This is a genomic window from Halospeciosus flavus (genome assembly GCF_029814175.1).
Taxonomy (GTDB): Archaea; Halobacteriota; Halobacteria; order Halobacteriales; family Halobacteriaceae; genus Halospeciosus; species Halospeciosus flavus.
Genome location: NZ_CP122314.1, coordinates 58,611 through 81,071, shown reverse-complemented (window position 1 = coordinate 81,071; position 22,461 = coordinate 58,611). Strand labels below are relative to the sequence as shown.

General features: G+C 67.7%; 23 protein-coding genes and 1 pseudogene. 14 read left to right on the top strand and 10 right to left on the bottom strand.

Annotated elements, in window-relative coordinates:
* Positions 1 to 13: 13 nt before the first annotated feature.
* A complete protein-coding gene (locus P0Y33_RS18880) occupies positions 14 to 649 on the bottom strand; it encodes a metal-dependent hydrolase (RefSeq protein ID WP_279530386.1) in 636 nt (211 codons plus the stop codon).
* Between the two features lie 100 nt (positions 650 to 749).
* Here P0Y33_RS18880 and P0Y33_RS18875 point away from each other — a divergent pair, with 100 nt between their 5' ends.
* Positions 750 to 1,457, top strand: coding sequence for a helix-turn-helix domain-containing protein (locus tag P0Y33_RS18875; protein ID WP_279528513.1), 708 nt, complete (start codon positions 750 to 752; stop codon positions 1,455 to 1,457).
* A gap of 45 nt (positions 1,458 to 1,502) precedes the next feature.
* Positions 1,503 to 1,877 (top strand): hypothetical protein, encoded by a 375-nt coding sequence (locus tag P0Y33_RS18870; RefSeq protein ID WP_279528514.1) that lies wholly within the window; start codon positions 1,503 to 1,505, stop codon positions 1,875 to 1,877.
* A gap of 66 nt (positions 1,878 to 1,943) precedes the next feature.
* Here P0Y33_RS18870 and hmgB read toward each other — a convergent pair whose 3' ends face one another.
* The 6 genes from hmgB to P0Y33_RS18840 all read right to left on the bottom strand — a co-directional run bounded on the left by hmgB (position 1,944) and on the right by P0Y33_RS18840 (position 8,512).
* Positions 1,944 to 3,281 (bottom strand): hydroxymethylglutaryl-CoA synthase, encoded by a 1,338-nt coding sequence (hmgB, locus tag P0Y33_RS18865; protein WP_279528515.1) that lies wholly within the window; start codon positions 3,279 to 3,281, stop codon positions 1,944 to 1,946.
* A gap of 70 nt (positions 3,282 to 3,351) precedes the next feature.
* Positions 3,352 to 4,881 (bottom strand): Ig-like domain-containing protein, encoded by a 1,530-nt coding sequence (locus P0Y33_RS18860; RefSeq protein ID WP_279528516.1) that lies wholly within the window; start codon positions 4,879 to 4,881, stop codon positions 3,352 to 3,354.
* 30 nt (positions 4,882 to 4,911) lie between these two features.
* Positions 4,912 to 5,499 carry a DUF2150 family protein gene (locus P0Y33_RS18855; RefSeq protein ID WP_279528517.1) on the bottom strand — a complete coding sequence of 196 codons (588 nt, stop codon included), beginning with the start codon at positions 5,497 to 5,499 and terminating at the stop codon, positions 4,912 to 4,914.
* Between the two features lie 113 nt (positions 5,500 to 5,612).
* A complete protein-coding gene (locus tag P0Y33_RS18850; RefSeq protein ID WP_279530370.1) occupies positions 5,613 to 6,458 on the bottom strand; it encodes a TatD family hydrolase in 846 nt (281 codons plus the stop codon).
* A complete protein-coding gene (locus tag P0Y33_RS18845; protein ID WP_279530369.1) occupies positions 6,380 to 7,930 on the bottom strand; it encodes a hypothetical protein in 1,551 nt (516 codons plus the stop codon). The genes P0Y33_RS18850 and P0Y33_RS18845 overlap by 79 nt, the downstream gene beginning before the upstream one ends.
* A gap of 102 nt (positions 7,931 to 8,032) precedes the next feature.
* Positions 8,033 to 8,512: an NYN domain-containing protein gene (locus tag P0Y33_RS18840; protein WP_279528519.1), complete on the bottom strand. Its 480-nt coding sequence runs from the start codon at positions 8,510 to 8,512 to the stop codon at positions 8,033 to 8,035.
* 121 nt (positions 8,513 to 8,633) lie between these two features.
* Here P0Y33_RS18840 and P0Y33_RS18835 point away from each other — a divergent pair, with 121 nt between their 5' ends.
* The 8 genes from P0Y33_RS18835 to P0Y33_RS18805 all read left to right on the top strand — a co-directional run bounded on the left by P0Y33_RS18835 (position 8,634) and on the right by P0Y33_RS18805 (position 16,188).
* Positions 8,634 to 10,217: a S8 family serine peptidase gene (locus P0Y33_RS18835; protein ID WP_279528520.1), complete on the top strand. Its 1,584-nt coding sequence runs from the start codon at positions 8,634 to 8,636 to the stop codon at positions 10,215 to 10,217.
* Positions 10,218 to 10,262: 45 nt separating this feature from the next.
* Entirely contained in the window at positions 10,263 to 11,087 is an 825-nt protein-coding gene (locus tag P0Y33_RS18975) for a cation:proton antiporter domain-containing protein (protein WP_321170519.1), read from the top strand.
* Positions 11,030 to 11,980, top strand: coding sequence for a cation:proton antiporter domain-containing protein (locus P0Y33_RS18970; RefSeq protein ID WP_321170521.1), 951 nt, complete (start codon positions 11,030 to 11,032; stop codon positions 11,978 to 11,980). The genes P0Y33_RS18975 and P0Y33_RS18970 overlap by 58 nt, the downstream gene beginning before the upstream one ends.
* A 38-nt stretch (positions 11,981 to 12,018) precedes the next feature.
* Positions 12,019 to 12,897 carry an outer membrane protein assembly factor BamB family protein gene (locus tag P0Y33_RS18825; protein WP_279528522.1) on the top strand — a complete coding sequence of 293 codons (879 nt, stop codon included), beginning with the start codon at positions 12,019 to 12,021 and terminating at the stop codon, positions 12,895 to 12,897.
* 80 nt (positions 12,898 to 12,977) lie between these two features.
* Positions 12,978 to 13,274 carry an outer membrane protein assembly factor BamB family protein gene (locus P0Y33_RS18820; protein WP_279528523.1) on the top strand — a complete coding sequence of 99 codons (297 nt, stop codon included), beginning with the start codon at positions 12,978 to 12,980 and terminating at the stop codon, positions 13,272 to 13,274.
* Positions 13,275 to 13,339: 65 nt separating this feature from the next.
* Positions 13,340 to 14,446, top strand: a complete 1,107-nt coding sequence (gene gcvT / locus P0Y33_RS18815) for a glycine cleavage system aminomethyltransferase GcvT (RefSeq protein WP_279528524.1) — start codon at positions 13,340 to 13,342, stop codon at positions 14,444 to 14,446.
* 3 nt (positions 14,447 to 14,449) lie between these two features.
* Positions 14,450 to 14,824: a glycine cleavage system protein GcvH gene (gene gcvH, locus P0Y33_RS18810; RefSeq protein ID WP_279528525.1), complete on the top strand. Its 375-nt coding sequence runs from the start codon at positions 14,450 to 14,452 to the stop codon at positions 14,822 to 14,824.
* A gap of 65 nt (positions 14,825 to 14,889) precedes the next feature.
* Positions 14,890 to 16,188 carry an outer membrane protein assembly factor BamB family protein gene (locus P0Y33_RS18805; RefSeq protein WP_279530368.1) on the top strand — a complete coding sequence of 433 codons (1,299 nt, stop codon included), beginning with the start codon at positions 14,890 to 14,892 and terminating at the stop codon, positions 16,186 to 16,188.
* A 165-nt stretch (positions 16,189 to 16,353) separates the two neighbouring features.
* Here P0Y33_RS18805 and P0Y33_RS18800 read toward each other — a convergent pair whose 3' ends face one another.
* On the bottom strand, positions 16,354 to 16,593 hold the full coding sequence (locus tag P0Y33_RS18800) for a DUF7835 family putative zinc beta-ribbon protein (protein ID WP_456071256.1): 240 nt from the start codon (positions 16,591 to 16,593) through the stop codon (positions 16,354 to 16,356).
* Positions 16,594 to 16,834: 241 nt separating this feature from the next.
* Here P0Y33_RS18800 and gcvPA point away from each other — a divergent pair.
* The 4 genes and pseudogenes from gcvPA (at position 16,835) to P0Y33_RS18780 (ending at position 20,918) form a co-directional block, all read left to right on the top strand.
* A pseudogene (gcvPA, locus tag P0Y33_RS18795) lies at positions 16,835 to 18,168 on the top strand (aminomethyl-transferring glycine dehydrogenase subunit GcvPA).
* The gene (gcvPB, locus tag P0Y33_RS18790; protein ID WP_279528527.1) at positions 18,169 to 19,611 is read left to right on the top strand and encodes an aminomethyl-transferring glycine dehydrogenase subunit GcvPB; all 1,443 of its coding nucleotides are present in this window, start codon (positions 18,169 to 18,171) and stop codon (positions 19,609 to 19,611) included.
* A gap of 76 nt (positions 19,612 to 19,687) precedes the next feature.
* Positions 19,688 to 20,113, top strand: a complete 426-nt coding sequence (locus tag P0Y33_RS18785) for a CopG family ribbon-helix-helix protein (RefSeq protein WP_279528528.1) — start codon at positions 19,688 to 19,690, stop codon at positions 20,111 to 20,113.
* A 67-nt stretch (positions 20,114 to 20,180) separates the two neighbouring features.
* Complete coding sequence (locus P0Y33_RS18780; RefSeq protein ID WP_279528529.1) at positions 20,181 to 20,918, top strand: hypothetical protein; 738 nt, start codon at positions 20,181 to 20,183, stop codon at positions 20,916 to 20,918.
* A gap of 312 nt (positions 20,919 to 21,230) precedes the next feature.
* On the opposite strand, the gene P0Y33_RS18775 is transcribed toward P0Y33_RS18780, so the two are convergent.
* Complete coding sequence (locus P0Y33_RS18775; RefSeq protein ID WP_279528530.1) at positions 21,231 to 21,395, bottom strand: DUF7838 family putative zinc beta-ribbon protein; 165 nt, start codon at positions 21,393 to 21,395, stop codon at positions 21,231 to 21,233.
* Between the two features lie 118 nt (positions 21,396 to 21,513).
* The gene (locus P0Y33_RS18770) at positions 21,514 to 22,413 is read right to left on the bottom strand and encodes an aldo/keto reductase (RefSeq protein ID WP_279528531.1); all 900 of its coding nucleotides are present in this window, start codon (positions 22,411 to 22,413) and stop codon (positions 21,514 to 21,516) included.
* Between the last annotated feature and the right edge of the window lie 48 nt (positions 22,414 to 22,461).

Genomic DNA, 22,461 nt, shown 5'->3' with positions numbered 1-22,461 from the left:
GACGGGCGCGCCGTTAGCGCTGGCGGTTCGCGTCGCGGAACCGCCCCCACAGGACGAGTGCGCTCGTCGCGACGACGAGCAACTGCATCCCCGAGGAGACGAGCGGGAAGACCCGTTCGGCGTTCCGCGGGTCCGCACCGCGGTCCGTGTCGATGCCCGTGTAGTAGAAGGTCGACTCGGTGGTGCCGCCCGCGGTCCGGCCGCCGCCCTCGTGGAACTCCACGAACGTCTGGACGACCCCGCGCGTCGTCGACAGCGAGAGGTCGCCGTTCAGCGTGTAGAAGCGGTCGTGGAACGGGTAGAAGAGGTTCACGCCGTTCGTGAACAGGTCGGGGGCGATGCCGCCGAGGGTGAGCGCACCGAGGGCGACGGCCGCCACCCGCAGGCCGTGGCCGTCGAACAGCGGGCGGACCACGGAGTCCTCGCGCCGCAGGTCGGCAGCGAGGAGGACGCCGAGGACCAACGGGAGGAGGAGCGTGTGGAGGAGTGCCCGGTGGGTCCCGGGCAACCAGATGGCGAGGACGGAGTCGACGTCGGGGATCGCGGCGGCGGCGAGGACGACCGCGACGGTCCGCGTCGAGAAGGCCGGACCCAGCAACGCGGCGGCGAGGTAGCCCGCGAACGCGAGGTGGACGAGTTCCGAGGGCACGACCGAGTAGTGGGTCTCCACGGCTTTTCGTTCGTCGGTTCGGCGGGTGTCGAACCCCAGTTTCGATACGCTTTTTCGACGCGGTAGCGTCTATCAGGGTATGGAACCGGACCCGCGGGAGGGACTCGCCGAGCGTATCGCCGGGGAGATCACGCTCAGCGACGACCCAGGTGCGACGCTCCGGAAGTGGCGGACCGACTTCAACGTCTCGCAGACCGACCTCGCCGAGGAACTCGACGTCTCTTCTTCGGTCATCTCCGACTACGAGAGCGGGCGCCGCGAGAGCCCCGGTATCGGGCTCGTGAGCCGACTCGTCGAGGGCCTGCTCGACATCGACGAGCAGCGCGGCGGCGACCGCATCCGCCAGTACGCCCGCGTCCTCTCCGCGGGGTTCGAGAGCGACGTCGTCCTCGACCTCCGCGAGTACCCGACGTCGGTCCCGCTCGGCGACGTCTACGACGCCATCGACGCGACCGAGGTCGCCGCGGGCGACCGCGACACCGTCAACGGCCACACGATCATCAACAGCATCAAGGCCATCACGAAACTCTCCTCGGACGAGTTCTACCGCCTCTACGGGCAGAGTACGAACCGGCTGCTCGGATTCACCGGTGTCTCTCGCGGGGAGTCGCCGCTGGTCGCCCTCCGCGTCGTGAACCCGACGCCGAACGCCGTCCTCCTCCACGGCATCGACGAGGACGAACTCTGGGAACACGCCCCCCGCCTCGCCCGCCGCGACGGCTACTCGCTGGCCGTCTGCGAGACGCCGGTCGACGAGATGCTCGACTCCCTCCGCGCGCTGGCCTGAACCGTCGACAGGACCGTTTTTCTATCCCGCCGAGAAACGTCGACTGTGCACGTCAGTCGCCTCGCGTTCGCCGTCGTCGCCGCCGCGGCCGCGGCCGTCGTCGCGGGCGTGTCCACGCCCGAACTCGTGACCGGACCGGTCCGCCTCGTCGGACCGCTCTACTTCGTCCCGGACCCGCGGTGGACGGCCGCCGGGAGCGCCTTCGTCACCGCCGCACTCACGTACCGCTGGCTCGGCGCCTCGCTGGAGTCGGTTCGCTACTCCCTCGCCGTCGCGCTCGGGTCCGGGAGCGTCGTCTTCTTCGTCGGCTTCGGTCTCGGCCTCGTCTCGCTCGGCCGCGTGTTCGGCGTCTTGCTCGGACTCGGCCTCGCCGCACCCGTCGGAGGACTCGTGGCGCTGGCGCTCCATCGAGGATCGTAGAGAGAACGGAGAGGAGACGGCAGAGACGGGGAGAGACGGGAAGACGGAGACGGAGACGGAGACGCGCTACTCGACGTAGGTGTACTTCCGCTCGTTCATGCGGCCCCAGCCGTCGAAGACGAACTCGCCGTCGGGGGTCGTGAACGGTTCGAGTTCGGTCTGCTTCTCGTGGTTGTGGCGGTCGTGGACCTCCTCGTACTCCTCGAAGGAGAGGTCGTAGCGCCGGTCGAGTTGCGACTCGACGTCGATGGCCTCGATCTCCTCGTCCCACTCGTCGGCGACGGTCTCGGCGTGGATCTCGGCCTGTGCGCCGGAGCCGTAGGAGCCGACGAGGAGTTTCTTGCCCGCCATGTCGGTGCCCTTCTCCGCGGCGTCGCGGAGCGCGCTCAGGCGTGCGAGGTGGACCGACCCGGTGTACCAGTTCCCGACCTCACGGGAGACCGAGAGCGTCGGTTCGATGGCCTCGGCGTACCACTCGCGGTAGGCGTCGGTGTCCGAGAGCGCGTCCATGTACTCGCGGATGGCCTCCTGGTAGTCCTCGTCCTCCGCGAACCCCTCGGGGCGCGGGAGTTCGCCGATCTCGGCGGCGAGTTCCTCCTCGATGGGCGTCCCGCGGATCATGTGACGGTAGCCGAGGACGGCGGCCTTCCGGACCATACCCGGGAATGGCGTGTGGAACGGGATGTACTCGTACTGGTCGGGATGGGACGCGCCGGCGACGCTCTCGAAGTCTTCGAGGGCCTCGCGCATCCGGGCGAGGTACACCTGGATGGAGCGCTTCCCGTCGACGCTCGGGAACTGCTGGTTGGGCTTGAGGAAGTCAGTCTCGTCGGCGCTCCCGTAGCCCTGGTGGGTCGAGAGTTCGACGAGGTCGGGGTCCTCGGTGACGTACATCGCGACGGCGCCGGCGCCCTGCGTCGCCTCGCCGGCGTCGCCGCGGGCGTAGAGCGCGGTGTCGGTCGCGATGACGAGCGCGCCCCGCCCGCGGTTTCGCCCGGCCTTGATCCAGTTGTAGGCGTCGTCGAGACTCTGGGTCCCCGCGATGCAGGCGAACTTCCGCTCGCCCTTGTTCGCGTGGTGGAAGTCACCGTCGTAGACCTGTTCGAGACAGCCGGCGACGTACGTCGAGACGGGCTTCGAGTTGTCGAAGGCCGACTCGGTCGCGACGTCGATGCGGCCGATGTCGTCGGGCGAGAGACCCTTGCGCTCCATCAGCCGGTGGGCGGCGTTCGCGCCCATCGTGACGATGTCCTCGTAGGCGTCGGGGAACGAGGAGTTGTTGAGTCCCAGTCCCTTCGTGTACTTCTCGGGGTCGTCGCCCTTCTCGGGGGCGAACGTCCCGGGGAGGTCGAGTTTCAGTTTTCCCGTCCAGATTTCGACGGCGTCGATTCCAACTGCAGTCATGTCTTGGACGGTTCTTCACGGGACGGGCATATGGATTTGTCGATTGTGGGGTTCGACGATCGTGGAAGAGTTACGGATTTGTTCCGCCCGCAGTGTCCGTAGTGTTCCGTTTGGCCTCGTTCCCCTGTGTGTCGGTGACGACACCGACGATGGTGTAGGACTTGCCGTAACCATCGGATTCCGTGAGCGTCGTCTTGTCGTTCGCCGACTTCCCCTGAATATTGACGGCAGTCGAGTCGACGATGGTATCGTTCCGTCGGAGGTGGAACTCGACGGTGTCGAGGTTCGCGTCGGTGTCGCTCACTTTCCAATGGACTTCGAAGCGTGCCTGGGACCCATTCGACTGGTCCTTGACCGTGAAGGTGTCGAAGGTGGGATTATTGCCGCTCCCGCCCGTCCCGCCGGCGCTAACGACCCGGACCTCGAACGTCACGGTCTGTCTCTGGTTGGGTCCGTACGAGGCGGTCACGTTCACAGTTTCGCTCGCGTCGGAGATGCTGTCCGGCGCCTGGTAGATGAACGCCGTTTTGCCCTGCTCGCCGCTCGTTGCCGACGTCGGCGAGACTCTGCCGCTCTCCGCTGTGGCGTTGACGCTCACGCCGGCGACCGGGTTGTTGAACCGGTCGCGGACCTGTGCGACGAGGCGTTCTGTCCCACCGACTTGCACCGTGGCGCCGCCACCACGTATCTCGGTCAGGTAGTGCGCACCGGGTCGTTCGACACCGGTCCCGACACCCAACTTCGCCATCTTGAGCGTGTACGTTCCGGGTTCGAGGACGAGTCGGACCGCGCCCGACCCAGTGCGCTCGACGGCGAGGAGATGGCGGTCGTCGCCGTCGTTCGGGTCGGTGTCGTACTCGCTGGCGAGCGTCTGGTTCCACTTCGCGACCGGCAGCGCCGTCGGCAGCGTGATCGTGATGTTCTTGCTCGCGTTCGTCACCGCGATTTCGGTGTACGGCGCGCTCACGGGTCGTGGCGCGACACTCGCCGACTCGGATCCGCCTTCCGTGAGGTTCCCACCGAGTGCGACGAGCGTGATCTCGCTCCCGTCGACGACGGTCGGACGGGCGTCGATCAGCGTGGCGTTCTCGCTGGTGTAGTTCCGGTAGAGCAACGTGTTCTCGTACCCGATGCGTGGCGAGTCGTCGAGGTAGTTGTACTCCGCCTCGTAGACGAGCGACTTCGAGGCGAACGTGTGTTCGCCGCCGCCCCAGTAGTCGGCAGTCTCGCCGTCGAGTGCCTTCGCGTTGTCGACGATTATCTGTCCGCCGCCGACCGTCTCGGTCGTCAACCGACCGTTCACGGGCGGGGGATTTACGAAGAAGATCCGCGAGGGGTAGCGTGCGCCGAGGGCGACACTCGTCGGGTAGGTGTTCCCCGAGGAGGCCGTCCGGAGGAGTCCGTCGCGGAGGTGGACCATGTCCGACTGGACGGCCTGTGCGTGCTGGAACTCGACCGCTTCGTTCTGCGCGGGAACGACCTGTGCCTGGTAGAGAGAGAGCAAGACGACGAGGATGCCGAAGACGAGTACGGCACCGACGACAGTCGACACGCCACGGCGGTCGTCCCGGAGTTTCACGATACCGTCACTTGCGCGCACCAATACTTAAAGTCCGGCGACCGTGGTCGCTCAGTCCTCGTCTTCGTCCTCGATGAACTCGGGTTCGGCGAGGGCGTCCTGCAGGCTGTCGAGGCCGTTGACCCACTCGGTGACGAGGCCGTACTCGATGTCGGCGACGACGTCCATGTCGAGGTCCTCGCCGTCGATGATGCGGGTGCCCGCGCAGGCGGCGAGACCGAGCGCGCGGTCGAAGTCCTCCTCGGATTCGGCCTCGGCCGCGGCGTGGACGTACTCTTCGACGCTCGCCTCCTCGGCGACGCCGTCCGCGACGTACTGCTCGGCGGAGTAGAAGACGGCGACGAGGCTCGTCTGGACGCCGTCGACGAGCATCAGCGTGTCCTCGTCCTCGATGTCGGGTTCGGCGAGCACCGTCTCGCGGATGTCCGCGAGTTCTTCGAGGGTCTCTTCCTGTTCGAGTTCGCCGTCGTCGTACGCGGTGACGATCTTCGCGACGGCGATGGCGACGTCGTCCTGTAGGTTGAGGAGGAGTCGAGCCGACTCCTCGTCTTCGGGGTCGATCTCCTCCTCGCGGAGGCGGTCGAGCCAGTTGTTCCAGCGTTCCTCGGAGTAGAACTCCTCCTCGGGGGCTTCGCTCATACTCACTACGCCGGCCGCCCGAGACAAAGGCCTTTCCTTCAAGACGAGTTCGGTGGTAGCGCGCCTCTCGGCTGCGTCGGCGGGCGATTCGGGCCTGTCTGGTGCTGTACGCGTCAGTCCAGCGTCGCCTCCGTGTCGACGTCGTAGACTGCCAGCGGCGTCTCGACGTGCGCGCGCCGGACCGCGTCGTCGTATCCCTGCGAGAGGAGCCAGTCGACGCGCCGCGGGACCGTCTTCGGTCCCATCACCGCACCTGGCCGGTCGGGGTCGTCGACGTAGTCGGTCTCCATCAGGAAGAACTCCTCCGTCTCGATGGCCTCCTCCAGATACTCCTTCTCGCACATGACGCTCGGCGTGACGCCGGCGAGTTCGCCGACTGCGTAGTGTTTGACGACGCGCTCGGGAGGGAGACCCTGCTCTTCGGCCCAGTCGGCGACGTCGGTGAGGTCGTCGGTCATCTCGGTGTGGAGTTGGACGGCGACGTTCGTCTCGGCCCCCTTCGCCAACGTGTGCTCGAGCACGTCGTTCGACGCCTCCCACACCGCGTCGGAGACGTCGTAGTGCGGGCGTCCGGACTTGAGCGCGACCGCCTTCCCGTCGGCGGCGTACTCGGCGGCGACGTCGATACCCGCGCACATCAGGTCGCGGGCCTCCTCCGGAGTGAAGCCACGCTCGTCGACGAGTCGCGAGATCAGTCCGGGGTGGACGCCCAGCACGGGCCAGGCGGTCCCGCGGAGCACTTTCGCGGCCTGGTCGACGATTTCGAGAGTGCGTTCGAAGACCGCGCGGAAGTCCTCGCCGGTCTCGGCCTCGACGCCGAGGTGCCACGACGGCTTGTTGACGACGAGCAGGTGGGTGCCGCCGCTGCGGGCGAAGTCCTTCACGGCCTCGATACCGCGGGCGTTGTCCGGGTCGAGGTGGAGGTGGTTGTCGAGAACGGGCGTGTCGAGGTCGCGCATGTCCGGCGGTTCGCCCGCCGGCGGGAAAAGCCCCAGAGTTCCTCGGTCGGGCCGCCGCTGCCGAACGCAGTGGAGAGCGCCTCGCGCATCTGCGTCAGGTCACGGACCTCCCGACGGAGGTCGGCGACGTCCTCGCGGAGGTCGGCGCGGGCCTGTCGGGCGTCGCCGGCGAGCATGTCCACGTCGTCCTCCAGGCGCCGAACACGCGTCTCGTGGGACTCGCCGAGGGCGTCCAGTTCTCCGCGGATGTCGTCGATGTCCTCGCGGACGGCCGCGGTCTCGTCACCGACGTCCGCCACCTCGTCCCGGAGGGCGGCGACGTCCTCACGGAGGGCGGCCCGAGCGTCGCGTGCGTCGTCGGCCGCCGTCCGGACCGTGTCGAGTTCGTCGTCGACGTCGTCGAGGCGTGTCTCCGTCTCGGCGAGGAAGTCCGTCCCGTACTGGTCGATGACCTCCTCCAGCACGTCGGCGTACGCGGCGAAGTCCTCCATCCGCGTCTGGAGGTGGCGGAGTCGGACCGCGACGCTCTCGCCGGTTGACTCCGCCGGCGACTCCGCGACGCCGAGCGCCTCGCGGAGGGCCTCTCGCTGTGCCTCGTCGGTCTCGCCCGTCTCCAGTTCGGCGACGAGACGCTCGACGAGTGACGAACTGGCGTCGTCACCTCCCTCGTCAGCGGGTTCGGCGTCTGCAGTGACGACCGACTCGTCCGCTGGATCGGGTGCCTCGGTCGCCGGTTCGATCGCCGCCTCGGTCGTCTCGTCCGTCTCGGCGTCGACGACGCGCTCGACGACGTCGACGGGTGCTGCTGGCTCGTCGGAGTCCTGCGATTCGTCGGTCGTGGCTGGCTCGATTCCGACCGATTCGGGAGTGACAGTCTCCTCACGCTCGTCCACGCCTTCACCTCCGCTCTCGATTTCGCCTCGGTCTGCGACCACGTTCGACGCGGCCGGCGGTTCGGGTGACTCGGCCGGCGTCGACGACCCGAGGACGATACGCTTCACGTCGGCGAGGAGACTGTCTTTCCCCGAAGCGGGGACGTCGCCGGCGCCCTCGACACCGGCGTCGGCACCGGCGTCTCTCCCGGAGGTCTCCGTCGGCTCTGCCGATTCTGACGACGGGTCGGTGACGGACTCGACGCGGGTTACGCGGGGCTCACCGTCGAGGAGGCCGTCGTGGACGTCTTCGGTCACGAGTCCGAGGACGGCCGTCGTCGGCTCGTCCGGTCGGACCACGGTCTCGAAGGCCACTCCCGAGTCGTCGGCGTCCCACTCGGTGGGGGAGTGGTCGGGGTGGAACCCGATCTCGTCGATGGGGTCACCGGTGAACGACTGTTCGATTCGGGCGCGCACGGGACTCTCGGTGGCCGTCGTCAGGACGTACTCCGCGGTCACGCCGCGGTCCTTGCGCTCGACCGTTCGTTCGACGGTGACCGCGTCGGTCCGGGCGATAGCGGGTTCGTCGGTGTCGTTCATGGTGGTTGGTAGGCCACCCCACAGCATAAGCTCGCGCTTCGTTTCGACTGTCGAGTGTCCGCCTTCGGTGGGTCTCCGTGGTGACCTCCGGGGAATCGACGCTCAGTCCTCGGCCGTCGCCTCTTCGAGCGACACCGCGTCGGTCGCGGCGTTCCGGAGCGCGTCCGACCGACCGTGCTCGCCCGGCGCGATGGCGAGCGTCCGAAGTCCGTGCCGGCCCGCCTTCTCCAGTACGGGCTTGAAGTCGGTGTCGCGGGAGGCGATGGTGAGGACGTCGATACCGCCCTCGACGACCAGTTCCGTCGCGTCCACCGCGAGTTTCACGTCGACGTCACCGCTCGTCACCTGGACCTCGTACCCGCGGGCTTCGCCCGCCTGGATGAGACCCGGCGTCGCGTGCTCGTCGAGGTAGAGGCGCGTCGTGACGAGGTCGCCCGCCCGCTCGGCGGCCTCGCGGACGTCGTCTAAGTCTACGTCGAACTCTTCTCGCAGGACGTTCGGTCCGTCGACGAAGAGCGCGACCCGCGGTTGGGACAGCGCGTCCGTCTCGTCGCCGGCGACTCGGTCCAGAAACCCGGCCATGGCCGCGCTTCGTGGCGAACGTGGTTAACCGTGCCGGTCGTATTTTCAACAACTCTAGAAGATTGTATTTACGATCTAAAGCAAAATGTAAACCCCTCACTCGGGAAGGTTCGGACGACACATGACCGAAGACTCCCCCCACACTGACCGTCGGACGTTCCTCGAAGGTGTCGGTGCAGTCGGCGTCGCCGCCGCGGCGATTCCGGGCGTCTCCGCCGCCACACCCGGGCGAACGCCCGGCGCGAAACCGAACGAAGCACTCGTCGGTGTGACGAACACCGTCGACGACGCCGAGGAACACGTCGCCCAGTTCGTCCCCGACCAGGCGCGGGTCGTCCACAGCAACGAGACGATCGGCTACGTCGCCGTCCGCTTCCCCGAGGAGGCACCCGACCGCGCGCACGAGCACTTCCTCGACGCGATCGAGAAGCGCGAGGGCATCAAGTACGCCGAGCGGAACGCGACCCACACGACGAGTCTCTCACCGGACGACCCCCGATTCGGCGACCAGTACGCCCCGCAGATGGTGAACGCGCCCGCGGCGTGGGAGACGACCCTCGGGTCGTCGTCGGTCTCCGTCGCGGTCGTCGACCAGGGCATCCAGTACGACCACCCCGACCTGGCGGCGAACGTCTCGGACGCCGACTCCTACCACGGCGACGACTTCGCCGACGACGACGAGGACCCCTACCCCGACGTCCCGCAGGACGAGTACCACGGCACCCACGTCGGTGGCATCGCGGCCGCCGCGACCGACAACGGGTCGGGTGTCGCCGGCGTCAGCGAGTCGAGTCTCCTCAGCGGGCGCGCCCTCAGCGAAGACGGGACGGGGTCGACCTCGGACATCTCCGACGCCATCGTGTGGGCGACCGACCAGGGGGCCGACGTCGTCAACATGAGTCTCGGTGGCGGTGGCTACACCGAGACGATGAAGAACGCCGTCTCCTACGCCTACGACAACGGCGTCCTCGTGGTCTGTGCGGCCGGGAACGCCGGGAAGAACTCCGTCGACTACCCCGCCGCGTACAGCGAGTGCGTCGCCGTCTCCGCGCTCGACCCGGACGGAACGTTCGCCTCCTACTCGAACTACGGCGACGACATCGAACTCACCGCCCCCGGGACGAACGTCCTCTCGACCACCACGGAGACCCGCGGGTCCTACGAGCGACTCTCGGGCACGTCGATGGCCACGCCGGTCGTCTCCGGCGTCGCGGGGTTGGCACTCGCACGGTGGGACCTCTCGAACGCGGAGGTGCGCGCGCACCTGAAGGAGACGGCCGTCGACGTCGGCCTCTCCGAGGACGAGCAGGGGAGCGGTCGCGTCGACGCCGACGGCGCCGTCTCCACGGACCCCTCCGGCGACGGGAGCGGCGACGGGACCACGGAGCACATCAGCGCGACCGTCTCCGACTCCCTCGACGGCTACTGGGACGAGGACTGCTGGTCGTGGGCGTGGCAGTACGACGACCCGAGCAAGGTCGTCGTCGACCTCTCGGGTCCCTCGGACGCCGACTTCGACCTCTACGTCGACGAGGGTGAAGGCTCCTGTCCGACCACCGACGACTACGACTACCGCGGCTACACCGCCGACAGCCAGGAGACGGTCACGATCACCGAACCGGACACCTCGACCAACCTCCACGTCATGGTCACGCCCTTCTCGGGCAGCGGCGAGTACGACCTGACCATCACCGAGTACCAGTAGCGCGGCCCCCATCGCTTTTCACACCGGCGTTCGCACACCTTGTCGATGAGTGCTGCCGCCGGTATCCCTGCCCAGTTGCTCGACTTGCTCGCGGTGTTCATCCTCGCCGCTGGAGTCGGTATCTTCGTCGCGAAAGTCGGTAGCTTTCCCTACACCATCGCCCTGCTCGTCGCCGGATTGACGGCCTCTATCGTCGGTATCCATCCCGGTCTCCCGATTTCGCACGACCTCATCCTCTTCGTTCTCCTCCCGCCCATCCTCTTCGAGGGGGCCGCGAACACCGAACTCGAACAGTTCCGCCGCAATCTCGTCCCCATCGTCTCGCTGGCCGTCGTCGGTCTCCTCGTCTCGGTCGGCGTCCTCACGCTCCTCGGCTCGCAGGCGCTCGGCGTCCCGCTACTCGTCGCCCTGCTGTTCGCGGTGATGATCCTCCCGACCGACCCCGTCTCGGTCCTCGCGCTGTTCAAGGAACTCGGCGCGCCCGACCAACTCTCGGTCCTCGTCGAGGGCGAGAGCCTCGTCAACGACGGCGTCGGCGTCGTCCTCTTCATGACCGTCGTCGACCTCGCGGTACGCGTCGAGACGGGGGAACTCGCCCGTGACGCCGTCTTCACCCTCGACCGTGCCGTCGCGGTGGCGACCGAGATACTCGTCGTCAGCCTCGGCGGACTCGTCGTCGGTCTCCTCGCGGGGTACACGGTCTACCGAGTCATGTACAACCTCGACGAACACATGACCGAGACGGTCCTCTCGTTGCTCCTCGCCTACGGCGCGTTCCTGCTGCCGAGCACTACCTCCACGTCAGCGGCGTCATCGCGACCGTCGTCGCCGGCCTGTTCATCGGCGCGCACGGCGCCGATGAGGCGATGAGCCCGCAGACGAAGATATCGGTGTTCAACACGCTGGAGACGGGCGCCTTCCTCGCGAACACCTTCATCTTCCTGATGATCGGCATCACGACCCCCATCGGCGACCTCCTGCGCTACGCCGACCTCATCGCCGTCGCCATCCCGCTCGTCCTCCTCTCGCGTGCGACCGGTCTGTACCCCGTCATCGCCGTCGTCAACCGGATCTCGTCCAGCGACATCTCGCTCGACTACCAGCACGTCATGGTGTGGTCGGGACTCCACGCCTCCATCCCTATCGCACTCGTCCTCGGACTGCCTCCCGAACTCGACGCCGTCCTCCGACAGCGACTCCGGGCGCTCGTCTTCGCCGTCGCCGCGTTCAGCCTCCTCGTCCAGGGACTCTCGATGAAGCGCCTGCTCGACCGACTCGGCGTCGTCACGACCTCGGAGGCCCAGGAACTGTACGAACTCCTGCTCGCACGCCGGCGCGCGGTCGACGGTGCGCTCGACGCCGCCGAGGACCTCAAACAGCGCGGCGACATTCCGGGTGGGGTGTACGAGGACTTCACGACCGAGTACGAATCCGAACGTGACGACCTCGGTGAAGCCATCAACGAACTCCTCCGCGAGCACCCCGAGATTCGCCAGGAACAGAAGCTCGCCGGCGAGCGCCGGCTGCTCAAACAGGAGAAGAGCGCCATCATGGACGCCATCCACGAGGGTATCGTTAGCGACGCCGCCGGCGAGCGCCTCCTCGAAGAAGTGAACATCAAACTCGACCGGGTCCGCTCGGGCGAGACGACCGTCGAGGCCGACGAGGAGGGGTACCACGAGTTCTGGCGCGACGAGGCCGCCGACTTCGGCCTGGAGAGCGTCGAGTACCCCGAGGAGGAACGCGAGGAGAGCGGCGAGTAGCCACAACACCCTTCACTCGCCCATCTGTCACTTCTGGCGTGTCGCCCACACCCACACGTCGTCGCCTGCTGGCCGGTCTCGGTACGGGCGTCGCCACCGGGCTCGCCGGCTGTAGCTCCGTCCAGTGGCCCTGGTCTGCACCACCGAAGGCGTCGGTACCGTCCGGGCCGAACGCGTGGCCGATGGTCGGCGGCGACGCCGGACGGACGTTCGCCGCGCCCGAGGCGACGCTCCCCGCCGACGTCTCCGAGACTTGGTTCGACGAGGGCGTCTCGAAGCCGGTCGTCGACGACGGGGTGCTCGTTCACGCCGACGAGCGGGCGGTCACTGCCGTTTCCCACGAGGAGGGTAAGCAGTGGAGCTACCACGACCTCGATGAGCCGTCACGTCCGCTCCTCCTCAACGACCTCGTGGTCGTCGGCGCCGGTGGGCCGAAACTCGTCGGCATCGAGCGCGGGAGCGGGGAGAAACGCTGGTCGGTGTCGCTGTCCAACATCCCTCCGGAGCGCCACCAGTGGGCCGGGACCACGGGGCCGCCAGTCGCCACCGCCGACGGCGTGTTCTCGACGGCACCACCCGGAATCTGGCGGGCGACGCCCGACGGGACCGAACAGTGGGGGACGTCGGAGGGGCTCTCACTCGACACCGACGTGCGTCTCCGTACCGCCGTCGGACAGCGGAAGGCGTACCTCGTGGCGACGCGACGGTTCGACGCGACGAACTTCCCGACCGACAGGTTCTACGCGCGCCGGTCGAACGTCCTCGCCTACGACGTCGAGTCCGGTGACCTCGCCTGGCAGTTCGGGCTGTCCGGCCGCGTGCCGGGGTTCGCGGTTCGCGACGGGGTGATCCACCTCCTCCAGACCGCCTACGACTCGCGAAACGAGGGGAGACCATCTCGGACGTTCCAGCCCTGAGTCGGTACTACAGAGTCGACGGCGAACACGGGACGGCGGAATCTGTCGTCGACCTCACGGCGTTCGGCGAACTGCACGCGATGGCGCTCGCGGACCGACCAGTCGTCGTCGGCGGACAGGAGTTGACGGACCGGAGTCGGGTGTTCACCGTCGCGGGCGACGACTCGTGGGTCCACGAAACCGAGAAGCGGGTCTCCGACCTCGCGGCGACGGATGAGGCTGTCCTCTACTCGATGGGCGATACCGTCGTCTGCCTCGACCGTGCGGACGGGGGAGTCCGCTGGCGTCACACCGTCGGGAACCGCGCGAAATTCGCCGCCGTGGTCGACGGCGCCGTGTACGTCGAGACCGAGGCCGGCGTCCACCGACTCGGCTGACGTCCCGACCCGAGGCGCACCCACGAACACGAAAGCATTACTTGTCGGGGGTCGACCCACGAGGTATGGCCTTGCGGACGCCACCGCTACGCGACGTACACGCCGAGCACGGGGCGCGGTTCACGGAGTTCGGTGGGTGGGAGATGCCCGTCGAGTTCGAGTCGATCCGCTCCGAGCACGAGAGCGTCCGGGAGGACGCCGGTATCTTCGACGTCTCCCACATGGGAGAGATCGAGGTGTCGGGTCCCGACGCCGAGGCGCTGATGCAACGACTCACGACCAACGACGTGACGCTCCTCGACGTCGGCGACGCCCAGTACTCGACGATTACCGACGAGGAGGGAGTCGTACTCGACGACACCGTGGTCTACCGGATGCCCGCGGACCACGACGCCGACTTCCTCTTCGTCCCCAACGCCGGCCACGACGAGCAGATGACCGAGCGCTGGGTGTCCCACCGCGACGAGTGGGAACTCGACGCCGAGGTCCGCAACGTCACCACGGAGTACGGCATGGTCGCCGTCCAGGGTCCCGAGGCGCCCGGCAAGGTCGTCGACGCGGCCGCCGACGACGCCGACCTGCTCGACCTCTCGAAGTTCACGGCGACCGAAGCCGAGGTGGCGGGCGTCGACTGCTGGGTCGCGCGCACCGGCTACACCGGCGAGGACGGCTTCGAACTCGTCTTCCCGGCCGACGAGTCCGAGCAGGTCTGGCGGGCGTTCGTCGACGAACGCGACGTCGAACCCTGCGGACTCGGCGCGCGCGACACGCTCCGCATCGAGATGGGTTTCCTCCTCTCCGGACAGGACTTCGACCCCGAGGAGAACCCCCGGACGCCCTTCGAGGCCAACGTCGGGTTCACCGTGAAACTCGACACCGAGTTCGTCGGCCGCGACGCCCTCGAACAGCAGAAGGAAGAGGGCGTCACCGAGCGCTTCGTCGGCATCCGCCTCGTCGACCGCGGCATCCCCCGCCACGGCTACGACGTCACCGCCCCCGAGGGGCAGGTCGTCGGCGAGGTGACCAGCGGGACGATGAGTCCCACGTTGAACGAACCCATCGGCCTCGGCTACGTCGACACCGAGTTCGAGTCCGGCGATATCGTGAACGTCGTCGTCCGCGGCGACGCGAAGAAGTCCGAAATCGTTACACCCCCGTTCCTAGAGAGATAACCCATGAGCTTCGAAGTGCCCGACGACCTGTACTACCTCGAATCGCACGAGTGGATTCGCCCCGAAGACGGCAAGATCGGCATCACCGACTTCGCGCAGGACGAACTCGGCGACGTCGTCTTCGTCGAGACGCCCGACGAGGGCGACGAGATCGAACAGGGCGAGACGTTCGGCGTCGTCGAGTCCATCAAGGCGGTCTCGGACCTCTACGCGCCCGTCAGCGGCGAGGTCACGGCGGTCAACGACACGCTCCACGACCAGCCCGAACTCGTCAACGAGGAACCCTTCGAGGGTGGCTGGATGCTCGAAGTCGACTTCGACGAGGACGACCTCGACGACCTCCTCACGCCCGAGGAGTACCGCGACCAGATCCAGTAGAACACTCCCGAATCCGGCCCGCTGCCCCACAAGACCTATCCTGACAGCGACTCGACCTCTCTTCGATGGTTCCGACGCGCCGCACCCTCCTCGGCCACGGGGGTGTCGCCCTCGGCGCCGTGCTCGCCGGGTGTAGCGGTGTCTTCGGGTCGGAGTGTACGCCCGACCCGGCACTGCTCGACCCCGCATCGTGGCCGTTCCCGCGGGCCGACCCCGCGAACACCGGGCACGTTCCCGCCCGTGCCGCCCCGCCCGACCGGATCGAGTCGCGCTGGACGGACGAGGACGAACGACTCGATCAGACTCTCGGGATTCCGCCACGGCCGACCGTCGCCGATGGAACAGTCTTCTTCACGTACGAGCGCGCCGGCGAGGAGGAAATCGGACCGGTCGTCGTCACCGCGTTCGACGTGGATGGGGGACACCGCCGCTGGCGGCGAGAACTCCCGTTGAACCCCGCCGACACCGACCTCCACCCGCCGGTCGTCGCCGACGGTCGCCTCTTTCTCCGAACGTACCCGAAGGGCGACGACCGTCCGGCGGTGGTCTCCCTCGATACTGCGACGGGCGAGACGCGCGCTCGCCGGTCGGGCACCGTCGAGACGCCGCCGACGCTCGCAGCGGGGCGTCTCCAGTACGTCGAGAGTGAGTACGCCGACGACACGGAGACGGCCGCTGCGACGGCATTCGGCCCGTCGCTCGACCACGTCTGCTGGCGGACCGACCTCGACACCGGTTCTCCCGTCCGGGTCCGTGCGCCGGGTGTCAGCCCGCGACTGGTGTTCTACCCCATCTCTGTCGGCGACGAACACGCTGTGTTGGCACTCGACGCCGCGAGTGGTCGACCCGAGTGGCGGACGGTACTCCCCGGCGCGCCCGAACCGTTCCCGACCGTCCGTACCGACCGCGTCTTCCTCGGTGCGAACACCGGCGAGAATCGGGGGACCGTCGTCGCTCTCGACCGCCGAACCGGCGCTGTCGAGTGGCGACGGGAGTTGGACGCCGACGCGTTCGTCGGCGCAGTCACGAACTCGACCGTCCTCGTCCGTGAAGGGACCGACCTCGACAGGGAACCCGACGCCCTCGTCGCTCGGGACGCGGCCACGGGGCGAGTCCGGTGGCAGGTCACGACGGACGAACGGACGGAGTTCACGCTCCCGACGTCGGCCGGCGACGCGGCTTTCGTCTGCCGCACTCCGTCACACACGTCCGTCGATGCGCCGGGAACGCTGGAGCGATACGACCTCGCCACCGGCGAGCGTACCGCGACGGTCCCGACGGCCGACGAGTGGGTGTCCGCGCCCGTGGTCGGCGACGGATACGTCGCCATCTCCACGGACCGCGGACTGCAAGTCTTCGGCTGACGCTGTGCTTCGCGGTATCCTGTAGTACTCGACGGGCGAAGTCTCGCCACACTCACACCTGCGGCTAGCGGCCGACTGTCCGGTCTCCTCGACGGCACCGCTGCTCGGGTGGGTGTGGAACTGGAGTCGGCGACGGTCGCTAAAAGATGACTGACGGCAGTCGTCTCACGCGTTGTTCATCCGGGTCGCCGACTCCGTGCCGCAGGCGCGACACTCGGCGACGCGGTACGGTTCGCGCGAGAACTCGGCGTTCTCGGACTTCGAACTCTCGGTCCGAAGTTCGATAGAGACGGAGTGAGCCGTCTCCTGACCGCAGTTCTCGCACGGCTCGGTCATTCCGTCGGAGTGGGGGGGTTTTACTCGCCATCGGAACCGCCTACTACTGTGTAGACAGCCATCCCACATTAGTGGTGGACCTAAGCAACTAGGCTCCGCCGTGTTGGGTGCGCCGGTGGGTCCGGCCGCGGCCGGCGACGCGAGCGCGGCCGGACTGTACGCCCCTGCGGGTTCACCCCCCCGATACGCCGCCGACCAATACACGGACGTGTGTATCGACTGCCCGTTCCGGAACCGGGAGTATCATATTCTCGCATTCACAAGAGGTGCACATGCGACCCGCACGGACGTCTCTCTCAGGTGATACCGCATGAGCGGCGGACGCCGGGACGGGAGTCCCTACGCGCCACACGACCCCAACGAGACGCAGGCGATGCTCGACGCCGTCGGCGCCGACTCGGTCGAGGAGTTGTTCGACATCCCCGAGTCGGTCCGGTTCGACGGCGACTACGGCATCCCCGCGCGCACGGAACAGGAGACTCGTCGCGACGTCGAGCGCCTCCTCGGTGCCAACGACGACCTGACCGAGTTCCTCGGCCGCGGCCACTACGAGCACTACGTCCCCTCGCTCGTGGACAATATCTCCCAGCGCTCGGAGTTCATCACCTCCTACACGCAGTACCAACCCGAAGTCACCCAGGGGTTCCTCCAGGTGCTCTTCGAGTACCAGTCGATGCTCGTCGAACTCACGGGCCTCGACGTGGCCAACTGCTCGATGTACGACGCCGCCACGGCACTCGGCGAGGCCGCGCTCCTCGCCGAACGCGTCCGGAGTACCTCCGGTGACCGCGTCCTCGTCCCCGAGGCGCTCCGCGCCGAGCGCAAGAGCGTCCTCGAGAACTACGTCGATGGCTCCGACCTCGACGTCGTCGAGTACGCCACCGACGACGGCAACGTCGACGTCGCGGCCCTCCGCGAGACCGTCGACGGGGACACGGCGCTGGTGTACGTCGAGAACCCGACCACGCGCGGCACTATCGAGGAGCACCTCGCCGAGGTGGGGAAATTGCCGACGCGAACGACGCGCTGTTCTGTCTCGGCTCCGACCCTGTCGCACTCTCCCTGCTCCAGCGACCGGCGGACGTCGGCGCGGACGTCGTCGTCGGCGACGCCTCGGTCCTCGGACTGCCCGCGAGTTACGGGATGGGACTCGGACTCTTCGCCTGCCGCGAGGAGTACCTCCGACAGGTCCCCGGCCGACTCGTCGGCGCGAGCGAGGACGCCGCCGACCGCCGCGCGTACACGCTCACCCTCCAGACGCGCGAACAGCACATCCGCCGCGAGCGCGCGACGTCCAACATCTGTACGAACCAGGCGTGGGTCGCCCTCCGGACGGCCATCCACGCCGCGTGGCTCGGCGCCGACGGCCTCGTCGACCTCGCCGAGCGCTGTGTCGAACTGCCCCGCGACCTCGCGGCCGACCTCGACACCATCAAGGGGGTCAGAGCGCCGGTCCACGACCGCCACCACTTCCGCGAGTTCGTCGCCCACACCGACCAGCCCGCGAAGGCTATCGTCGACGACCTCCAAGCGGAGGGATTCGCGGTCCACGCCGTCGACGACCACGAGGTACAGGTCTGTATCACCGACGCGAACGAACACGCCGCCGACCGACTGGTCGCGGCCTTCGAGGAGGTGGCCTAGATGCGACACTACGACCAGGCCCGCTACCACCAGGACGACGAGTACGAACCGCTGCTCGCGGAGAAGGACGAGACGACCGTCGAGGTCGACGACGACTCCCCACTCCCCGACGACCTGACGCGCGACGAACTCTCGCTCCCGTCACTCTCCGAACCCGAACTCGCGCGCCACTACGTCCGTCTCTCCCAGGAGACCTACGGCGTCGATACCGGTCCCTACCCGCTCGGGTCGTGTACGATGAAGTACAACCCGAAGTTCACCGAGGACGTCGCCGCCCTCCCCGGCGCGCAGGTCCACCCGGACCGCACCGAAGAGAGCGTGCAGGGCACCCTCGGGTTGCTGTACGGTCTCCAGGAGCAGTTGAAGAAGATCGGCGGGATGGACGCCGTCACGCTCCAGCCACCCGCGGGCGCCGCCGGCGAGTTCGCGGGCATCCGCCTCGCGAGCGCCTACCACGAGGCCAACGGTGAGGGCGACCAGCGCACCGAGGTCGTCGTCCCCGACTCCGCCCACGGGACCAACTTCGCCACGGCCGCGATGGGCGGCTACGACGTCGTCGAACTCCCGAGTGACGACGACGGCCGCGTCGACCTCGACGCGCTCGAGGCCGCGGTCGGCGACCAGACCGCGGCGCTGATGCTCACGAACCCCAACACGCTCGGCCTCTTCGAGCGCGACATCGAGACCATCGCCGAGACGGTCCACGACGCTGGAGGCCTGCTCTACTACGACGGCGCGAACCTCAACGCCCTCCTCGGGCGCGCTCGGCCGGGCGACATGGGCTTCGACATCATGCACTTCAACGTCCACAAGACGTTCGCGACGCCCCACGGTGGCGGCGGTCCCGGTGCCGGACCCGTCGGCGTCGCCGAGCGCCTCGCGGAGTTCCTCCCGACCCCGCAGGTCAGGGAGACGGAGTCGGGCTACGAGTTCTTCGAACCCGAGAACACGGTCGGGAAACTCCACGGCTTCGTCGGCAACTGGCTGGTCCTCGTGAAGGCCTACGCCTACATCGCCCGCCTCGGCGACGAGGGACTCGCGGACGCCGCCGCGAAAGCGGTCCTCAACGCGAACTACCTCGCCGAGCGGGTGCCCTACGAGGTGCCGTTCGGCCCGTTCCACCACGAGTTCGTCGCCAGCGCCGGCGACCAGGACGCCGCCGAGGTCGCGAAGGCGATGCTCGACTACGGCGTCCACCCGCCGACGACCAAGTGGCCCGAAATCGTCTCCGAGGCACTGATGACCGAACCCACGGAGATCGAGAGCAAGCGGAGCCTCGACGACCTCGCCGACGCCTTCCGCGCGGTCGCCGACTACTCCGACGAGGAACTGGCGGAGGCGCCCACGCGGACGACCGCCCGCCACATCGACCAGACGAGCGCCGCCCGGAACCCGCGTCTCTCGTGGCACGCCCTCGACGACGTGGACGACACCGACGAGTAGCCCCTCGCGGCAGCCACCGCCGCCACCCCCGCACTTTAGGCAATCCTTATTACTCGATAGCGGCTGAGTTAACAACATGACCGTCGTCAGCGTCTCGATGCCCGACGAACTCCTCCAGCGCATCGACGAGTTCGCGGAGGGCCACGGCTACACCGGCCGCAGCGAGGTCGTCCGGGAGGCCGCGCGCAACCTCCTCGGCGAGTTCGAAGACCAGAAACTGGAGGACCGCCCGCTCATCGGGGTCCTGACCATCCTCTTCGACTACGAGAGCACCGCCGTCGAGGAGCGAATGATGGGCCTGCGCCACGAGTACGAAGGCCTCGTCACTTCGAACGTCCACAACCACGTCGGCGACCACTACTGCATGGAGTTGTTCATTCTCGAAGGGTCGCTCACGGAGATCTCGGAGTTCGTCGGTCGCGTCCGCGCGACGCGCGACACGCTCACCGTCGACTACTCGGTCATCCCCGTCGACGAGTTCGGACCGACGCTCGACGCGTAGATAATTCCACATACTCGGCGACCAATATTAAGGGCCGAGAGGGCGTACTTCCGGTAGGTGCCCGCACATGGCGAAGGTGACCGTTCGGCTCCTCCACGACGACGGCGTCTCGGAGGCCGACAGACGACAGGCGAAACGCGCGCTCGAAACTGCGACGTCCTCCCTCCCCGACGGCTACCTCGGGGTGGGCGAGTCGCTGCGCTACGAGGGACCGTCGCTCAACGTCCTCGACCGACAACGACTCGCCGACACCGTCGACCAGTGGCTCCGCGAGCGCTTCGAACCCGGCGCGTGTGACGACACGGTGTTCGTCCACCTCGTCGACGCGAGTCCCCTCGAGTACCTCACCGACGTCCCCGGTGCGAAGAACTTCCAACGGCCGCTCGGGGCGGGCTACTCGGACCGCGTCGTCGGTATCGAGGGTGAGCACGGCTACAGCCACGGGCTCGCCGTCGCGAACACCTACGTCTCGGCGTTCGTCGCGCTCGCCCCCGTCCCGTACGACGGTTCGGACGCCGTCGGCGTGACCGCCGTCCACGAGGCGGGGCACGCACTGATGGCCGGCGTGGAGGGGTCCGAACACGACCTCGGCGTCGAGCGCTACTACGACACCGAACGCCACCGGGCGGAGGTGACGCCGATGACCTACTGGTACGACGAACAGCTCGCGACGTGGGCGCGCAACCCCGTCGCCGTCCCGCCGTCCTGCCCGGTCGACCCCGAGGACCTCGTCCGCGGTACCGAGGAGTTCGCCGAGGACGCTCGCACGGCCATCGTCGAGCACGTCGACTACCACTTCGGGTAGCACACGGTCGCGCTCTGTCTTTCGCTCGACGTTCCGTACCGGCAGGTGTCCGCACTTTCGGGATTCTCTATCGCGAGATAGTGTTTACAACTGTCGACGGATCGCCGTCACGGACGGTCTCCGCCGCGAGCGGCCGCGGGTGAGACGGTCGTTCCTGAGGCGCTCGTGGAGGTCGTCCCCATCAATCGACGACTAGCACCGTCGCTGTGGTGGGCGTCGTGCGCGCGGGGTGAGAAACGGGGGTCCCTTCGACTCCGGGCGGGTCGGGAGTCGGACCGACGAAGTTCGAGTGCCGTGGAGGAAAGTCCGTCTTCAGGCCGCGCTGCTGTCGATGTCGCCGTCGATTCGGACGAAGCCGTAACCGCACTCCGGGCAGTACCACTTCGTCTTCAGACCGAGGTGGAGGTGCGTGGCCGCCGCGCGGTAGAAGGTCTGCTCCTCCTCGCAGTTCGGACAGCCGTGGTCGAGTTCGCGCATAGTCGTGTGTCGAACGGGCACGCTGTTGAACGTACCGGTCCGGACGACCGATTCGGAACCAGGGCGTCGGAAACGTTCGTCGCGCGGACATCGATAAACTGGTCGCTGCGATACGGAATCAGTCGGTCATCCCGAGCTGTGCGGGGACCGGGCTGTCGTTCTCGCGGCCCCGCGCTTCGAGGTCGGCCTGTTCCTCGGCGTCAAGTTCGGTGTAGTTCTCGGCGGCGTCGAGTGCCATCTTGAACAGTTTCGGGTCGCCGGGGTTCGTGATGGTCGTCACCTCCTGGGAGAGCGCGTAGTTCGCACAGTCGTTCATCGCCTCCTGGGTGTCGTAAGGCTCGTACCACGTCCCGTAGTGGCGCTGGTCGTAGGGGAGGTCCGCGGGCCAGGACCCTTTCGCGAACGCCTTGAGACCGATGGTGCCGAGGTCTTCTTCGGCGGCGCGTTCGAGTACCTTCCCGTAGTCGTAGCGGGCGTCCTCCTCGGCCTTCCCGAGGACGGTGAAGTTGAGCGGGAACATCACGCTCTCGAGGTCGGGGATGCGGTCGATGGTGTCGAGAACGAGGTGCGGGTGGGCGTGGCAGGTGAGGCCGATGTGGTCGATCTTCCCCTCCTCTTGGGCCTCGCGGAAGGCCTTCAGCGCGCCGGGGTCGTCGGTCTCGCCGGTGATGGTGTCGAGTTCGGCCTCGCTCTCCAGGCCGTGGAACTGGTAGAGGTCGATGGTGTCGACGCCGAGGCGGTCCAACGAACGTTCGAGTTTGTGTTTGGCGCCCTCGTAGGTGCGCTCGACGGTCTTACAGCCGAGAAATATCTCCTCGCGGTGTTCGCGGAGTTTCGGGCCGAGTTTGAGTTCGGCGTCGCCGTAGTCCGGCGCGACGTCGAAGTGGTTGACGCCGTGGTCGAGGGCGAGTTCGACGGTCTGGTTCGCGTCCGACTGTTCGAGGTAGTCGAGGAGGTAGGCGCCGAACGTGAGGATGCTACTCTCGTGGCCGGTCTGGCCGAGTGTGCGTGTCTCCATACGTGCACGTGGGACGGGCGCACGACGTGAATGTGTGGGCCGTTCGCC

Excerpts from the sequence above, each read along its gene's own strand:
- P0Y33_RS18875 (WP_279528513.1), top strand. The coding sequence starts at position 750 with ATGGAACCGGACCCGCGGGAGGGACTCGCCGAGCGTATCGCCGGGGAG.
- hmgB (WP_279528515.1), bottom strand. The coding sequence starts at position 3,281 with ATGACTGCAGTTGGAATCGACGCCGTCGAAATCTGGACGGGAAAACTG.
- P0Y33_RS18855 (WP_279528517.1), bottom strand. The coding sequence starts at position 5,499 with ATGAGCGAAGCCCCCGAGGAGGAGTTCTACTCCGAGGAACGCTGGAAC.
- P0Y33_RS18850 (WP_279530370.1), bottom strand. The coding sequence starts at position 6,458 with ATGCGCGACCTCGACACGCCCGTTCTCGACAACCACCTCCACCTCGAC.
- P0Y33_RS18845 (WP_279530369.1), bottom strand. The coding sequence starts at position 7,930 with ATGAACGACACCGACGAACCCGCTATCGCCCGGACCGACGCGGTCACC.
- P0Y33_RS18840 (WP_279528519.1), bottom strand. The coding sequence starts at position 8,512 with ATGGCCGGGTTTCTGGACCGAGTCGCCGGCGACGAGACGGACGCGCTG.
- P0Y33_RS18835 (WP_279528520.1), top strand. The coding sequence starts at position 8,634 with ATGACCGAAGACTCCCCCCACACTGACCGTCGGACGTTCCTCGAAGGT.
- P0Y33_RS18975 (WP_321170519.1), top strand. The coding sequence starts at position 10,263 with ATGAGTGCTGCCGCCGGTATCCCTGCCCAGTTGCTCGACTTGCTCGCG.
- P0Y33_RS18820 (WP_279528523.1), top strand. The coding sequence starts at position 12,978 with ATGGCGCTCGCGGACCGACCAGTCGTCGTCGGCGGACAGGAGTTGACG.
- gcvT (WP_279528524.1), top strand. The coding sequence starts at position 13,340 with ATGGCCTTGCGGACGCCACCGCTACGCGACGTACACGCCGAGCACGGG.
- gcvH (WP_279528525.1), top strand. The coding sequence starts at position 14,450 with ATGAGCTTCGAAGTGCCCGACGACCTGTACTACCTCGAATCGCACGAG.
- P0Y33_RS18805 (WP_279530368.1), top strand. The coding sequence starts at position 14,890 with ATGGTTCCGACGCGCCGCACCCTCCTCGGCCACGGGGGTGTCGCCCTC.
- P0Y33_RS18800 (WP_456071256.1), bottom strand. The coding sequence starts at position 16,593 with ATGTGGGATGGCTGTCTACACAGTAGTAGGCGGTTCCGATGGCGAGTA.
- gcvPB (WP_279528527.1), top strand. The coding sequence starts at position 18,169 with ATGCGACACTACGACCAGGCCCGCTACCACCAGGACGACGAGTACGAA.
- P0Y33_RS18785 (WP_279528528.1), top strand. The coding sequence starts at position 19,688 with ATGACCGTCGTCAGCGTCTCGATGCCCGACGAACTCCTCCAGCGCATC.
- P0Y33_RS18780 (WP_279528529.1), top strand. The coding sequence starts at position 20,181 with ATGGCGAAGGTGACCGTTCGGCTCCTCCACGACGACGGCGTCTCGGAG.
- P0Y33_RS18775 (WP_279528530.1), bottom strand. The coding sequence starts at position 21,395 with ATGCGCGAACTCGACCACGGCTGTCCGAACTGCGAGGAGGAGCAGACC.
- P0Y33_RS18770 (WP_279528531.1), bottom strand. The coding sequence starts at position 22,413 with ATGGAGACACGCACACTCGGCCAGACCGGCCACGAGAGTAGCATCCTC.